Origin of the sequence: Aromatoleum toluclasticum ATCC 700605 (assembly GCF_000378245.1) — a bacterium.
In the GTDB taxonomy this organism is placed as follows: Bacteria; Pseudomonadota; Gammaproteobacteria; order Burkholderiales; family Rhodocyclaceae; genus Aromatoleum; species Aromatoleum toluclasticum.
This window is the reverse complement of the sequence record NZ_KB899493.1, coordinates 145,917-159,712: the sequence shown is the minus strand read 5'-3', so window position 1 is coordinate 159,712 and position 13,796 is coordinate 145,917. Positions and strand designations below refer to the sequence as shown.

15 protein-coding genes are annotated in these 13,796 nt (G+C 64.1%); 13 read left to right on the top strand and 2 right to left on the bottom strand.

Annotation, left to right across the window (positions count from 1 at the left end; translation table 11 throughout):
• Positions 1-114 precede the first annotated feature (114 nt).
• From rpsA to F464_RS0106280, 8 genes are all read left to right on the top strand, one after another.
• Positions 115-1,791, top strand: coding sequence for a 30S ribosomal protein S1 (gene rpsA / locus F464_RS0106315; RefSeq protein ID WP_018988944.1), 1,677 nt, complete (start codon positions 115-117; stop codon positions 1,789-1,791).
• Between the two features lie 12 nt (positions 1,792-1,803).
• Positions 1,804-2,088, top strand: coding sequence for an integration host factor subunit beta (locus F464_RS0106310; RefSeq protein ID WP_015437141.1), 285 nt, complete (start codon positions 1,804-1,806; stop codon positions 2,086-2,088).
• A gap of 92 nt (positions 2,089-2,180) precedes the next feature.
• Positions 2,181-2,498: a LapA family protein gene (locus F464_RS0106305; RefSeq protein ID WP_018988943.1), complete on the top strand. Its 318-nt coding sequence runs from the start codon at positions 2,181-2,183 to the stop codon at positions 2,496-2,498.
• A 5-nt stretch (positions 2,499-2,503) separates the two neighbouring features.
• Positions 2,504-3,679, top strand: a complete 1,176-nt coding sequence (lapB, locus tag F464_RS0106300; protein WP_018988942.1) for a lipopolysaccharide assembly protein LapB — start codon at positions 2,504-2,506, stop codon at positions 3,677-3,679.
• A 75-nt stretch (positions 3,680-3,754) separates the two neighbouring features.
• Positions 3,755-5,077 (top strand): UDP-glucose dehydrogenase family protein, encoded by a 1,323-nt coding sequence (locus F464_RS0106295; protein ID WP_026295796.1) that lies wholly within the window; start codon positions 3,755-3,757, stop codon positions 5,075-5,077.
• Positions 5,078-5,191: 114 nt separating this feature from the next.
• Positions 5,192-6,082, top strand: coding sequence for a cysteine synthase CysM (cysM, locus tag F464_RS0106290; protein WP_018988940.1), 891 nt, complete (start codon positions 5,192-5,194; stop codon positions 6,080-6,082).
• A 22-nt stretch (positions 6,083-6,104) separates the two neighbouring features.
• Positions 6,105-6,899 carry a 3'-5' exonuclease gene (locus F464_RS0106285; protein WP_018988939.1) on the top strand — a complete coding sequence of 265 codons (795 nt, stop codon included), beginning with the start codon at positions 6,105-6,107 and terminating at the stop codon, positions 6,897-6,899.
• Positions 6,900-6,912: 13 nt separating this feature from the next.
• Positions 6,913-7,155, top strand: coding sequence for a GlsB/YeaQ/YmgE family stress response membrane protein (locus F464_RS0106280; protein WP_018988938.1), 243 nt, complete (start codon positions 6,913-6,915; stop codon positions 7,153-7,155).
• 81 nt (positions 7,156-7,236) lie between these two features.
• On the opposite strand, the gene F464_RS0106275 is transcribed toward F464_RS0106280, so the two are convergent.
• Both F464_RS0106275 and cobA read right to left on the bottom strand, forming a co-directional pair.
• A complete protein-coding gene (locus tag F464_RS0106275) occupies positions 7,237-8,964 on the bottom strand; it encodes a nitrite reductase (RefSeq protein WP_018988937.1) in 1,728 nt (575 codons plus the stop codon).
• A 144-nt stretch (positions 8,965-9,108) separates the two neighbouring features.
• The gene (gene cobA, locus F464_RS27935) at positions 9,109-9,933 is read right to left on the bottom strand and encodes a uroporphyrinogen-III C-methyltransferase (protein WP_018988936.1); all 825 of its coding nucleotides are present in this window, start codon (positions 9,931-9,933) and stop codon (positions 9,109-9,111) included.
• A 287-nt stretch (positions 9,934-10,220) separates the two neighbouring features.
• Between cobA and F464_RS0106265 the strand changes: the two genes are divergently transcribed.
• The 5 genes from F464_RS0106265 to ahbB (F464_RS0106245) are packed head-to-tail and all read left to right on the top strand — an operon-like array spanning position 10,221 to position 13,793.
• Positions 10,221-10,520 (top strand): c-type cytochrome, encoded by a 300-nt coding sequence (locus tag F464_RS0106265; RefSeq protein ID WP_084600436.1) that lies wholly within the window; start codon positions 10,221-10,223, stop codon positions 10,518-10,520.
• A gap of 46 nt (positions 10,521-10,566) precedes the next feature.
• On the top strand, positions 10,567-11,754 hold the full coding sequence (locus F464_RS0106260) for a cytochrome D1 domain-containing protein (protein WP_018988934.1): 1,188 nt from the start codon (positions 10,567-10,569) through the stop codon (positions 11,752-11,754).
• A 1-nt stretch (position 11,755) separates the two neighbouring features.
• Positions 11,756-12,811, top strand: a complete 1,056-nt coding sequence (gene ahbB, locus F464_RS0106255; RefSeq protein WP_198292231.1) for a siroheme decarboxylase subunit beta — start codon at positions 11,756-11,758, stop codon at positions 12,809-12,811.
• Positions 12,808-13,290 (top strand): Lrp/AsnC family transcriptional regulator, encoded by a 483-nt coding sequence (locus tag F464_RS0106250; protein ID WP_018988932.1) that lies wholly within the window; start codon positions 12,808-12,810, stop codon positions 13,288-13,290. Before ahbB (F464_RS0106255) ends, F464_RS0106250 begins: the two co-directional genes overlap by 4 nt.
• A complete protein-coding gene (gene ahbB, locus F464_RS0106245) occupies positions 13,290-13,793 on the top strand; it encodes a siroheme decarboxylase subunit beta (protein WP_018988931.1) in 504 nt (167 codons plus the stop codon). The genes F464_RS0106250 and ahbB (F464_RS0106245) overlap by 1 nt, the downstream gene beginning before the upstream one ends.
• Positions 13,794-13,796 lie beyond the last annotated feature (3 nt).

Below are 13,796 nucleotides of genomic sequence, written 5' to 3'. Positions count from 1 at the left end.
CCGGCTCCGGATTCCGGGGCGATCCGTTCTTATCAATCTACCGCTGGTGGCCGCTTTCGGGCGGCTTTTGGATTTCAACTCCTTATGACCTCTGTTTCCTCCGTTTCCGATTCCATGGAAAATTTCGCCGCGCTGCTCGCCGAGAGTGAGGCCCGTCAGGACATGCGTCCTGGTGAAGTGATCACCGCCGAGGTGGTCAGCATCGACCACAACTTCGTGGTCGTGAACGCCGGCCTCAAGTCCGAGAGCTACGTTCCCATCGAGGAATTCCGCGACGACCGTGGCGAACTCGAAGTTCAGATCGGTGACTTCGTTCACGTCGCCATCGACGCCCTGGAAGACGGTTACGGCGAAACCCGCCTGTCCCGCGAGAAGGCCAAGCGCATCGCCGCCTGGAACGATCTCGAGAAGGCACTCAACGAAGGCTCGCTGGTCAAGGGCCTGATCTCGGGTCGCGTGAAGGGCGGTCTGACCGTCATGACCAACAGCATCCGCGCCTTCCTGCCGGGCTCGCTGGTCGACATGCGTCCGGTCAAGGACACCACGCCGTACGAAGGCAAGGAATTCGAATTCAAGGTCATCAAGCTCGACCGCAAGCGCAACAACGTCGTCGTGTCCCGCCGTGCGGTGCTCGAGGAGACGATGGGCGAAGAGCGCGAAAAGCTGCTGGCCAACCTGAAGGAAGGCACTGTCGTCAAGGGTATCGTCAAGAACATCACCGACTACGGTGCGTTCGTCGACCTGGGCGGCATCGATGGCCTGCTGCACATCACCGACCTGGCCTGGCGTCGTGTGCGTCATCCGTCGGAAGTGCTCAACGTCGGTGACGAAATCGACGCCAAGGTGCTCAAGTTCGACCAGGAGAAGAACCGCGTCTCGCTGGGTCTCAAGCAGCTGGGCGAAGATCCGTGGGTGGGCATCGCCCGCCGCTACCCGCAGGGCACCCGCCTGTTCGGCAAGGTCACGAACATCACCGACTACGGCGCGTTCGTTGAAGTCGAGCAGGGTATCGAAGGCTTGGTCCACGTGTCCGAAATGGACTGGACCAACAAGAACATCCACCCGACCAAGGTCGTCCAGCTGGGCGACGAAGTCGAAGTGATGATCCTCGAGATCGACGAAGACCGTCGCCGCATCTCGCTGGGCATGAAGCAGTGCATGTCGAACCCGTGGGACGATTTCGCGATCAACCACAAGAAGGGTGACAAGGTTCGCGGCCAGATCAAGTCGATCACCGACTTCGGTGTGTTCATCGGCCTCGACGGCGGTATTGACGGCCTGGTGCACCTGTCCGACCTGTCGTGGAGCGATGCCGGCGAAGAGGCGGTGCGCCGCTTCAAGAAGGGCGACGAAGTCGAGGCCGTGGTGCTGGCGATCGACGTCGAGCGCGAGCGCATCTCGCTGGGTGTCAAGCAGCTGGAAGGCGACCCCTTCACCAACTTCATCGCCACCCACGAGAAGAACAGCCTCGTGCGCGGTACCGTGAAGTCGGTTGATGCCCGCGGCGCCGTGATCGCGCTGAACGAGGACGTCGAAGGCTACCTGCGTGCTTCGGAAGCTGCTGCCCATCGTGTCGACGATCTGACGACGGTGCTCAAGGACGGTCAGGAACTCGAGCTGATGATCATCAACGTGGATCGCAAGACCCGTTCGATCAACCTCTCGATTCGCGCGAAGGATCAGGCCGAACAGAGCGATGCGATGCAGAAGCTGGCGTCGGATACCGCAGCCAGCGGTACGACCAACCTGGGTGCGCTGCTGAAGGCCAAGCTGAACGAGCAGAAGCAGTAAATCTGATCGGTCATGACCAAATCGGAGCTGATTGCGAGGCTCGCGGCGCGTTTTCCGCAGCTCGTCGCAAAGGATGCCGATTACGCGGTCAAGATGGTGATCGATGCGATGTCCGATGCGCTTGCGCGCGGGGATCGCATCGAGATCCGCGGGTTTGGCAGCTTTGCGTTGAATTACCGCCCGCCGCGTGTCGGGCGTAATCCGAAATCGGGTGACAAGGTGCACGTGCCCGAGAAGTACGTGCCCCATTTCAAGGCAGGCAAGGAACTGCGCGAGCGCGTGGATATCGCGGGTTGAGCGTGCAGTTCCGGAATTTGCTTCGTGATCGACAGGGAAGGCGGCGTGAGCCGCCTTTTTTTTTGTCATTTGCTCGGGGATAATTCCGACCCATGCGTATCCTGATGTGGTTCTTCCGTTTTCTGCTGTTCTTCCTCCTGTTCGGTTTCGCAGTGAAGAACGATCATCTGGTCGGCCTCCAGTTCTTCTTCGGAAGTGCTTGGCAGTTGCCGCTCGTATTCGTGATCCTGGTGTCCTTTACCGCCGGGGCGCTGCTGGGGGTCACGGCCACCTTCGGCTCGCTGCTGCGGCAGCGGCGCGAGATCGGCCGCCTGCGTCGCCAGCTCGCCCGTGCGGAGCGTGACCGCCAGGCCTCCACCGGTGTCGCGCCCCCGCCTGCGCCCGAGATGCAGGCACCGGAAACCTTCTGAATCCGATGGATATCGAACTTTGGTGGTTTCTCGCCCTGCCGCTGTTTTTCGCGCTGGGCTGGCTGGCCGCACGCATCGACATCCGGCAGGTTGTCCATGAGTCGCGTGCGCTGCCGCGCTCCTATCTCTCTGGCTTGAACTTCCTGCTCAACGAGCAGCAGGACAAGGCGATCGATGCCTTCATCGAGGCGGTGAAGATCGATCCCCAGACGATCGAGCTGCACTTTGCGCTCGGCAGCCTGTTCCGCCGGCGCGGCGAGACCGACCGCGCAATCCGCATGCACCAGAATCTGGTCGATCGCGAGGATCTGTCGGAGGAGCAGCGCCTTCAGGCGATGGCCGAATTGGGGCAGGATTATCTCAAGGCCGGTCTGCTCGATCGTGCCGAGGCGGTGTTCGGGCAGTTGCGCGACTCGCGGCTCAACGACCTTGCCATGCGCTATCTGCTGGAGATTTACCAGCAGGAGAAGGACTGGGCGAAGGCGGTGGAGGCCGCCAAGGCGCTGCCGGACCACGAGAGCGTGATGTGGCGCAAGGAGGTGGCGAATTTCTACTGCGAACTGGCGACTTCTGCCTTGGCAAGTTCGAAGTACGACGAAACGCAGAAGTACCTCGACGAGGCCTTCTCGATCAACCGGCGTTGCGTGCGTGCCAGCCTGGTACAGGGCGATCTGCACGCTGTGCAGGGCCGATACGAGGAAGCGATCGATGTATGGAAGCGCGTCGAGAGCCAGGATCCGATCTATCTGGCCCTGGTCGCCGAGCGCGTGATGGATGCGCATGCGAAGCTGGGGCGCATCGAGCAGGGGCAGACCCTGCTGCGCTCGTGGCTCGAGCGGCATGCCTCGCTGGATCTTCTCGACGAAGTGTTTCACTGGGAGCTGGAAAAGGAGGGGTCGCGCGCTGCGTACGACCTGGTGCGCGAGGAATTGCGGCGCAATCCGACTCTGCTGGGCCTGGACAAGTTGCTAGAGGCTGCCCTGCTGCATGTGCCTGCCGAGCAGCGCGGCGACATCGAACTGGTGAAGCAGCTCATCCACGGCCATACGCGCCGGGTGGCGCGCTACTGCTGCGCCGAATGCGGCTTCAAGGCGCGGCAGTTCCAGTGGCGCTGTCCGGCCTGTGGCGGATGGGAGACCTATCCGCCGCGGCGTACCGAAGAGTACGATCTGGCACCGTGATCTCCACGCGCTTGTTCCTGGTTTCCGGCGGTTCGCTGCATGCGGACCGTTTTTCATTTCGAGTGGGGTAAATTCATGAAGATCACCGTGATCGGTACCGGCTACGTGGGCCTCGTCAGCGGCGCCTGCCTTGCCGACGTGGGCAACGATGTGCTTTGCCTGGACGTCGATCCGGCGAAGATCCGTACCCTCGAGGAGGGCGGGATCCCGATCCACGAGCCGGGCCTGCTGGAGATCGTGCGGCGCAACGTCGCAGCCGGACGTCTTTCGTTCACGACCGACGTGGAATACGCCGCGCGATTCGGTGCGATACAGTTCATCGCGGTCGGCACCCCCCCGGACGAGGATGGATCGGCAGACCTGCAGTACGTGCTGGCTGCCGCGAGGAATATCGGTCGCTACATGGACGGCTATCGCGTGGTGGTCGACAAGTCCACCGTTCCGGTCGGCACCGGCGACAAGGTCCGCGCGGCGATCGCAGCGGAGCTGAAGGCCAGGGGCGCCGACCTGCCGTTCAGCGTGGTATCGAACCCGGAATTCCTGAAGGAAGGCGCTGCGGTCGAGGATTTCATGCGCCCGGACCGCATTATCGTCGGGGCGGAGGACGAGCGGGCGATCCTGTTGATGCGCGAGCTCTACGGGCCGTTCCAGCGCAACCACGAAAAGCTGCTGGTCATGGACGTGCGCAGCGCCGAGCTGACCAAGTATGCCGCGAACGCGATGCTCGCGACGCGCATCAGCTTCATGAACGAGCTGGCGAACCTCGCCGAGGTGCTCGGTGCGGACATCGAGCTGGTGCGCCAGGGCATCGGTTCGGATCCGCGCATCGGCTGGCACTTCCTCTACGCGGGTTGCGGCTATGGCGGCTCCTGCTTCCCGAAGGACGTCAAGGCGTTGGTCAGCTCGGGACGCGAGCACGGGCACGACCTGCTGATCCTGAATTCGGTCGAGCAGGCCAACGAGGCGCAGAAGCTCAGGCTGGTGGACAAGATCGTCGCGCGCTTCGGATCGGATCTTTCCGGAATGAATTTCGGCCTGTGGGGGCTCGCATTCAAGCCCAACACCGACGACATGCGCGATGCTCCAAGCCGCGTGGTGATCGGGGAGCTGTTCCGCCGTGGTGCGACGGTGTCGGCCTACGATCCGGTGGCGATGGACGAGGCACATCGCATCTTCGGCGACGAGGCGCGACTGCGTTACGTCGATCGCCCGATGGCTGCGCTCGAGGGGGCCGACGCGCTCGTGATCGTCACGGAGTGGAAGGAATTCCGCAGCCCCGATTTCGAGCGCATCCGAGAGCTGCTGCGTCATCCGGTGGTATTCGATGGACGCAACATGTACGAGCCGGCGACGATGAAGCGTGCCGGTCTCGAGTATCACGGGATCGGCCGGCGCTGATGCACGGCTGCCCGGTACCAATGGCGCTATAAGCTTATACCGCGGCGCAGGTTATCGACTCAGGGGGCGGCGGCTTAAGATCGAGGCGGACCAACCATTCCGGAACAAGGCACGATGGATTTCAAGACGCTCGACGATTATGTGGGTCAGACTCCGCTGGTGCGCCTGCAGCGCATCGGGGCGGGGCGCAACAACGTGATCCTCGCCAAACTCGAAGGCAACAACCCCGCCGGATCGGTGAAAGACCGCCCGGCTCTGTCAATGATCGTGCATGCAGAGCGGCGCGGCGATATTCGCCCCGGCGATACGCTGATCGAGGCGACGAGCGGCAACACGGGCATTGCGCTGGCAATGGCCGCGGCGATCCGCGGTTATCGCATGATTCTGGTCATGCCGGAGAACCAGAGCGTGGAACGTCGGCAGACGATGCGCGCTTTCGGCGCAGAGCTGGTGTTGACGCCACGCGAAGGCGGCATGGAGATGGCCCGGGATGTCGCCGAACGCATGCGCGATGAGGGCAAGGGGATCATCCTCGACCAGTTCGCCAATCCGGACAATCCGCTCGCGCACTACGAGGCGACCGGACCGGAGATCTGGGAGCAGACGGGTGGTCGTATCACCCACTTCGTCAGCAGCATGGGGACGACGGGTACGATCATGGGCTGCTCGCACTTCCTCAAGGAAAGGAATCCGGCGATCCGCATCATCGGCTGCCAGCCCGAGGAGGGCTCGCAGATTCCCGGCATCCGCAAGTGGCCGGAGGCCTATATGCCGCGCATCTACGAGAAACCCCGGGTCGATGCGCTGGAGTACGTGAGCCAGGCCGATGCCGAGGAAATGACGCGCCGCCTTGCGCGCGAAGAGGGCATTTTCGCGGGGATTTCGTCTGGCGGGGCGACGCATGTGGCGGTGCGCCTTGCCGCACAGCTGGAGAATGCCGTGATCGTTTCGATTGTCTGCGATCGCGGCGACCGTTATCTGTCGACGGGCGTGTTCCCCGGCTGACGATCTTTCTGGAGACTCGCCGATGCCGGTCCTCGTATTCGATATCGAAACCATTCCCGACGTGGCCGGCATCCGCGTGCTCAATGGCCTGCCCGAGGATCTAAGCGACTACGAGGTCGCCGAATTCGCGTTCCAGCAGCGCCGTGCTGCCGGCGGGAGCGATTTCCTGCAGCATCACCTGCAGCGTGTCGTGACGATTTCGTGTGCCCTGCGCGACGCGAACCAGTTTCGCGTGTTTTCCCTGTCGGAGCCGGACAGTGGCGAGGGGGAGATCATCCAGCGCTTCTTTGACGGTATCGAGCGTTACACGCCGCAGATCGTTTCGTGGAACGGCGGCGGCTTCGACCTGCCGGTGCTGCACTACCGGGGCCTTAGGCACGGCGTGTCCGCGCCGCGCTACTGGGACCAGGGCGAGGGGGATTATCACGACTCGCGCGATTTCAAGTGGAACAACTACATCGGCCGTTATCACAGCCGGCATCTCGACCTGATGGATCTGCTGGCGATGTACCAGCCGCGCGCGAATGCGCCGCTCGACGAGCTCGCCAAGCTGATGGGCTTTCCGGGCAAGCTGGGGATGGACGGCTCGGCGGTGTGGCCGGCCTGGCAGGAGGGGCGGATTGCAGAGATCCGCGACTACTGCGAGACTGACGTCGTGAACACGTACCTCGTGTATCTCGGTTTCCAGCGCATGCGTGGCCAACTCGACACGGCGGCCTTTGAGGCCGAACTGGACACCGTGCGCCAGTCACTCGCACGCATCGATGCGCCGCACTGGAAGGAGTTTCTCGCCGCCTGGCCGGCGTCCCGACCATAGGGAGGTATTCCGGATGTCCCTGATCGCTACCATCGTCATCGGTTTCGTCGTCGGGCTGCTCGCCCGCCTGCTGCACCCGGGGAGGGACGGACAGGGCATCATCATGACGACCTTGCTCGGCATCGCCGGTGCGATGCTGGCCGGCTACGGCGGACAATTCCTCGGGCTCTATCGCCCGGGCCAGCCGGCCGGCTTCGTCGGTTCGGTCGTCGGCGCGATCGTGATCCTGTTCGTCGTCACGCGCCTGAGGAAATAGCCATCCGCAGCAAATGAAACGGCCAGCGCAAGGCTGGCCGTCGGTGTTGCCGTGCGGGGGCGGACGGGCCGCCCCGCGCGATCAGTACACGTCGTGCTGGGTGTTGTACACGTTGAAGTGGCCGGTCGGCGTGATCAGCTTGGGATCCTTGATCACGGTCTTCAGCTGCAGGGTCTTGTCATCGACGACGACGATCGCCGACTCCTTGTCCTTCGCCGACCAGACCGAGAACCACACCTCGTTGCCGTCCTTGTTGTACTCGGGCTGCACGACACGCTTCGCGCCTTCGTCCTTCAGGCCCGCCCATTCGCCGATCGGCAGAACCTTGTAGCCAGCCTGCAGGTTCTTGAGGTCATAGACCGCAACGGACTGGCTGACCTTGGCTTCCGGATGCAGCGGGTTATCCACGTACAGGTGGTTCGACTTCGGGTGGGTCTTGATGAACAGCGAACCGCCGCCCTGGCTCTTCAGGTTTTCGACGAGTTTCCACGCGTACTGCTTGTGATTCTTCGGGTCCGTGCCGACCAGTGCGATCGAGTCGTCGCCGAGGTGGCCGGTCGCCCAGACCGGGCCGTACTTCGGGTGCACGAAGTTGGCGCCGCGGCCCGGGTGCGGGATCTTGCCGACTTCCACCAGGCCGGCGAGCTTGCCATCCTTGGCGTCGATCGCGGCGATCTTGTTCGACTGGTTCGCCGCCACCATGAAGTAGCGCTTGGACAGATCCCAGCCGCCGTCATGCAGGAAGCGGGCGGAGCCGATCTCGGTCATCTTCAGGTTGGTGATGTCGGAGTAATCCACCATCAGCGTCTTGCCCGTTTCCTTCACGTTAACGACGAACTCGGGCTTGAAGTGCGAGGCGACGATCGAAGCGACGCGCGGCTCGGGGTGGTATTCCTGGGTGTCGACGGTGAGGCCGCGGGTGGAGACGATTTTCAGCGGTTCCAGGGTGTCGCCGTTCATGATGACGAACTGGGGCGGCCAGTAGGCGCCGGCGATCGCAAGCTTGTCTTCGTATCCCTTGAACTTGGATGTGTCCACCGAGCGCGCTTCGAGGCCGATGCGGATTTCGGCGACGTTGTCGGGTTTCTCCATCCACAAGTCGATCATGTTGACGCGCGCGTCGCGACCGATCACGAACAGATAGCGACCCGAGGCCGAAATGCGGGAGATATGCACCGCGTAACCGGTCTTGATGATGCTGATGATCTTCTTCGTGTCGCCGTCGATCAACGCGACCTCACCGCTGTCGCGCAGCGTGGTCGAGAAGATGTTGGAGATGTTGAAGTTGTTCATCTTCTTTGTCGGCCGCTTCTCGGGCGGGATGATGACCTTCCACGTCTGCTTCATGTCCGCCATGCCGAATTCGGGCGGGGTGGGGGCCGTCTGCTGGATATAGCGGGCCATCAGGTCGACTTCGTCGTCGGAGAGTTCGCCTGAGGTGCCCCAGTTGGGCATGCCCGCCGGCGATCCGTATTTGATGAAGACCTTGAGGTATTCGCTGCCGCGCGCCAGCGTGATGTCCGGGGTGAGCGGCTTGCCGGTGGCGCCCTTGCGCAGCACGCCGTGACAACCGGCACAGCGCTGGAAATAGATGTTGCGGGCCTTGTCGAATTCCGCCTTGCTCATCTTGGGAGCATCGGGATTGCTGTCCTTGTACAAGTCCGCGTCGGCGAGCGGCGAGCCGCCGGCCTGGTATTTCGCTTCAGCTTCACCAATATGCTTGGGTTCTTCGGCGAAAGCCTGCGCGATAGCCAGCGGCAGGCTGGCCAGTACGATTGCGCCGGACAGCCATTTACGTTGCTTACTCATTGCGATCTCCCTTCTGAAAGATGTCGTGCGGTAAAGCGTTACAGCGCCAAAGATTGATCCTTGTCGGACGGCAAATCCTTAACCTCGATCAAATTGGGGTCTTAACCATTACGTCTATGACAGAATCACCGCGCACGGGCTTTGTCATGCCGTGAGCGCAAGTTCTTCGGGATGAGGAGCCTGGGTGAGAAGGCTTTGCAGCGAAACGACGGATCCGACCATGATGAGCGCAGGCGACTTGAGTCCCGCACGCCGTACCGACGCGGCAAGGCGATCGACCCGGTCCGTCAGGGTGACCTGACGGCTTGTCGTGCCGGCGTGGACGACGGCCGCGGGGGTGTCGCGGGGCAGGCCGTGGGCGATGAGCTCACGGCAGATGATGTCGAGCGCGCCCAGCCCCATGTAGATCACGACCGTCTGGTTCGGCCGCGCGAGTGCGGGCCAGTCGAGGTTGACGCTGCCGTCCTTGAGGTGGCCGGTCGTGAACACGACCGATCGCGCGTGATCGCGATGCGTGAGTGGCATGCCCGTACAGGCGGAGATTCCGCATGCGGCCGTGATGCCGGGCACGACTTCGCAGTCGACGCCGTGGCCGATGAGTTCCTCCATTTCCTCGCCGCCGCGTCCGAACATGAACGGGTCGCCGCCCTTGAGTCGCACGACGTCGAGGCCGGTGCGCGCGAGCTCGACGAGCAGGCCGTTGATCCGGTCCTGCGGCAGCGAGTGGTTGCCCGATTCCTTGCCGACGTAGATCAGGCGCGCGCTGCGATTGACCAGCGCAAGGACGCCTTGGCCGACGAGATGGTCGTAGACGACGACCTTCGCGTCGCCGATCAGGCGTGCAGCCTTCAGTGTGAGCAGGTCCGGATCGCCGGGGCCCGCGCCCACGAGGTAGACCTTGCCGACGGAGCGGGGTGCCTCGCCGGCGATGCACTGCCGCGGGTCGGTGACGCCGTTGTACGTGCTCATGGATGGCTCTCCAGGACGCCGCGCGGAGATGTCTGCGCGGCTGGGTCGTGTTGGCAAACAGCTGAATCGCGCCGACACTGTATCCCTACGTCGCGTCCGGGAAATTAACCGATATCAAGGAGCGCGGAATGCCGTGCGATTGATACTTGCCTCGCCGCTTCGGCTGCGAACTCCGTTTCGAGGTGGAGTGCGGTGCGAGGCGGATCAGCCAATCTTCAGGAGATCGAGGCGTGTCGAGCGGGGTGTTTCGGACGATATTTCAGGCATCGGTCGCGCTGGCTGCGGCAATGCCCGCCTGTGCGCAGCAGGCAACCCCGCAGCCCGAGCGCATGCGCGAACTGGTCCATCTGGTGCGCCAGGATTGCGGTTCATGCCACGGACTTACATTGCAGGGCGGGCTGGGGCCCGCGCTGACGGCGGCAGCCTTGCGCGACAAGCCGCAGGACAGCCTCGTCGCGACCATACTCGGCGGCCGCCCCGGTACGCCGATGCCGCCGTTTCACGGCATCGTCGCCGAGGACGAGGCGGCATGGATCGTGGAGCGCCTGCAGGAAGGCTTCCCGGCGGATTCGGGCGCCGCGCGCTGAGCAGGTTTCCAACATTCTTGCAGTTCGGATACGAAATGAGGGTCAAATGCTGCACCTGATCGTGAAATACATGTGGTGGATCGTCGCGGTGCTGCTCCTGTCTGCATGCGCAACGCCGCAGCCGCCGCTGCGCGGCACCGGTGACCTCGGGGTGGTGATCGAGCGCGCGACGGGGCAGGTGCAGGTGATCGAGACCTCCGGCCGCAAGTCGCTCGCGCAGGTATCGGGGCTCGGCGACCTGTCGCATGCATCGGTGGTGTTCTCGCGCGACGGGCGCTACGCCTACGTGTTCGGGCGCGACGGCGGGCTTACCAAGGTCGATCTGCTGACCGCGACGATCGCAGGGCGCGTCGTGCAGGCGGGCAACTCGATTGGCGGGGCCGTCTCGCAGGATGGCCGCCTGGTGGTCGCGCAGAACTACGAGCCGGGCGGGATCAAGGCCTTCGATGCCGACACCCTGGAACTCGTTGCCGACGTGCCGGCCGACTACGGCGCAGAGGGCAAGCGCTCGAAGGTGGTCGGTCTTGCCGACCTGCCGGGAAACCGCTTCATCTATTCGCTTTTCGACGCGAACGAGATCCGTGTCACCGATCTGTCCGATCCGAAGAGTCCGAAGACCGAACGCTATCCGGCCGGCAAGCAGCCCTACGATGCACTCGTCACGCCGGACGGCCGCTACTACATCGCCGGCCTGTTCGGCGAGGACGGTCTGTCGATGCTCGATCTGTGGCAGCCCGGGCAGGGCGTGCGCACCATCCTGCCCGGCTACGGCCGCGGCGAGCAGGCATTGCCGGTGTACAAGATGCCTCACCTGCGCGGCTGGGCGGTCGCCGCGGGACGTGTCTACCTGCCCGCCATCGGCCGCCACGAGGTGCTCGTCGTCGAACTCGGAAGCTGGAAGGAAGTCGCCCGCATTCCGGTGAAGAGTCAGCCCGTGTTCGTGATGGCGCGGCCCGACGGGCGCGAGGTGTGGGTGAATTTCGCCTTCCCGGACAACGGTTGGATGCAGGTGATCGACACCTTCACGAACCGGCTCGTGGATAGCTTCCAGCCTGGCCGCGCGATCCTGCACCTCGAGTTCACGCCCAAGGGCGAGGCGGTGTGGATTTCGGCGCGTGACGACAACAAGGTCGCGATCTACGATACCCGCAGTCGCCAGAAGATCGCCGAACTCCCCGCCGCCAGTCCGAGCGGAATTTTCTTCACCAGCCGCGCATTCCGCACAGGGTTCTGACATGAGCTGTCATGGCGTACGCGTGATCGAACCCGGCGCAGCAGAGCTTCCCGGCGCAGCGGCCGGTTCCCGCACTTTTCGCCTCCTCAACGACTTCCAGCGCGGATTTCCGCTCGTGCCCCGACCCTTCGCAGCGATCGCGGCAGACTGCGGCCTGCGCGAAGACGAGGTGCTGGATGCGCTGCGGGCATGGCAGGCCTCGGGCGTCGTCAGTCGCGTCGGTGCCGTGTTTGCGCCGCGCCGCATCGGCGCCAGCGCGCTCGCTGCCCTTGCCGCGCCGGCGGAGCGGCTCGAGGAAGTCGCGGCACGCGTGAGCGCGGTCGCCGAAGTCAATCACAACTACCAGCGCGAACACGCCTACAACCTCTGGTTCGTCATCACCGCGGCGTCATCGGAACGATTAAGGGAAATCGTCGCCGGCATCGAACGCGATACCGGCTGCGCCGTGATCGTGCTGCCGCTGGAAGAGGAGTTCCACATCGATCTCGGGTTCGATCTGGCCGGTGCGGCGCGCACCGCGGACAAGGAGGCAGCCCCGTCCGTACGGGCGACCCCCGAGGTTGCCTGTGCGCTGCCGGCGCTGGAGCGCGGCCTGATGCGCGCGCTGCAGGAAGGACTGCCGTTCGAATCGGCCCCTTTCGAGATGCTGGGACGCAAGGCTGGCCTCAGCGAGGCGATGGCCATCGAAATGATCGAGCGCTGGCTTGCCGATGGCATCGTCAAGCGCTTCGGTATCGTCGTGCGGCATCACGAGCTCGGCTTTCGCGCCAATGCGATGTGCGTGTGGGATGTCCCGGACGGGGAGGTCGGCCGCATTGGCCGCCTGCTCGCGACCGAGCCGGCCGTCACGCTGTGCTATCGCCGCCGGCGTGCGCTCCCAGGCTGGCGCTACAACCTATTCTGCATGATCCACGGACGTTCGCGCGAGGCTGTGCGCATGGCTCGCGACGACATCGCCCGCCGCCTCGGCCTCGACCGCTGGGCGCACGAGGTGCTTTTCAGTTGCCGCCGCTTCAAGCAGCAGGGCGCGTGTTACCTCACGGACGCGGACAAATGAACGAGCGCCGTACGCCAGCCGTGGCTCCCGCCGCGCTCGACGATATTGACCGCGCGCTGATCAACGCCCTGCAGGGCGACTTTCCACTCGCGCAGCGACCCTTTGCCGACGTCGGTGCGCGTCTGGGGCTGGCCGAGGAGGAGGTGCTGGCCCGCCTGCAGCGCCTCCTCGACGCGCGCGTGCTGACGCGCTTCGGCCCGATGTTCCAGATCGAGCGCATCGGCGGCGCGTTCTGCCTTGCCGCGATGAGCGTCCCCGACGCGACCTTCGACCGTGTCGCCGCGCAGGTCAATGATTTTCCGGAGGTCGCGCACAACTACCGCCGTGGACACGCCCTCAACATGTGGTTCGTGCTCGCCACCGAACGGCCCGACGGTATCGCCGACTGTGCGCGGCGCATCGAAACTGCGACGGGGCTGCCCGTGTTCCTGTTTCCAAAGGAACGTGAATACTTTGTCGAAATGAAGCTGGAGGCATGATGGGCGTGGCCACCGACGAACTCGAACGCCGCATCATCGTCGCGACGCAGGGCGGCCTGCCGCTGGTGCCCGATCCGTGGGGGGCGGTCGCCCGCGATCTCGGCGTCGCCCCGGAAGAGCTGCTTGCCCGGATCCGGTCCATGCTCGACCGCGGCGTGATCCGTCGCATCGGTGCCGTGCCGAACCACTACGCGATCGGCTATACCGCCAACGGCATGAGCGTGTGGGACGTCGCCGACGAAGCGATCGATGCGGTCGGCGAGTGGCTGGGCTCGCTTGCCGCCGTCACGCACTGCTACCGTCGTCCCCGCCGCCTGCCGGACTGGCCCTACAACCTGTTCGCAATGGTCCATGGCCGCAGCCACGAGGCCGTGCGCGCCGAACTCGACGACATCGCCGCCCGGATCGAGGCGCGTTTCCCTGGCGTCTGTCGTGCCCGCGACGTGCTGTTCTCCTCCGCGATCCTGAAGAAGACCGGCCTGCGCATCGGCGCGCCGGGCTAATCC